At 51.6% G+C, this 822-nt stretch carries 1 protein-coding gene; it reads left to right on the top strand.

The window, feature by feature from the left end:
• Nucleotides 1-22: 22 nt before the first annotated feature.
• Nucleotides 23-730 (top strand): TetR/AcrR family transcriptional regulator, encoded by a 708-nt coding sequence (locus AC1DRJ_RS30450; protein WP_477805380.1) that lies wholly within the window; start codon nucleotides 23-25, stop codon nucleotides 728-730.
• The last annotated feature ends 92 nt before the right edge of the window (nucleotides 731-822 follow it).

Below are 822 nucleotides of genomic sequence, written 5' to 3'. Positions count from 1 at the left end.
AATTTGAAGAAGGTGAAGCGACATGTCCCAGATCGGGAAGGGGCGTGGTAAGGCCCAAGATACAGGATGGCGCGGGTCGCCGGAGGGGTGGCTTGAAGCTGCTTATGACACCTTGAAGGAGTCGGGCATAGATGCCGTTCGGGTCATGCCACTAGCCAAACGCCTTGGCTTATCACGAACCAGCTTCTACTGGTTTTTCGAGGATCGCGAGCAATTATTAGCTGCGTTACTTTTGCGCTGGCGAGATACGAACACTGGCGGGCTGATAGGGCAGAGCGAAAGCTATGCCGAAAGCATTTCCGAAGCAATTTTGAATGTCTTCGAATGTTGGCTCAATCCAAAGCTATTCGATTCGCAATTTGAATTTGCAGTGCGTAGTTGGGCGCTTCAATCAGATGAGGTTGCCAAGGAGGTCTCTGTCGTCGATGAGCAGCGGATGTGCGCTTTGGCGAGCATGTTCAAGCGCTTCGGCTACGACGCCCCTAGCGCTGATGCGCGAGCCCGAACTATCTACCTTACTCAGATCGGTTACATCACTATGAATACGACTGAGCTGATTACAGAGCGTTTCCAGCGTATTCCCCATTACGTAAGTATTTTTACCGGAAAAGCGCCTCAAAGACGTGAGCTGGATCGTTTTTACGGGAAGTTTGGTTATGCCGAAACGGAACCCGGGACTTTCGTCCCTTTGACGGACACCTTCGAGGAGGCGGCTGCCAATGATCAGTGAAACGATAGGGATCATTGGAGGAACGGGTTGGTTAGGTGGATCGATCGCAAAGGCGCTGTTAGCGAATGCATTGTTACCAGCTGAGAATTTGG

It is taken from the genome of Pseudomonas sp. P5_B2 (genome assembly GCF_056400445.1).
The sequence above is the reverse complement of the archived record's forward strand: the minus strand, read 5'-3'. Positions and strand labels throughout refer to the sequence as shown.

What these genes read in the sequence shown, in the direction of transcription:
- AC1DRJ_RS30450 (WP_477805380.1), top strand. Translation starts at nt 23, where the DNA reads ATGTCCCAGATCGGGAAGGGGCGTGGTAAGGCCCAAGATACAGGATGG.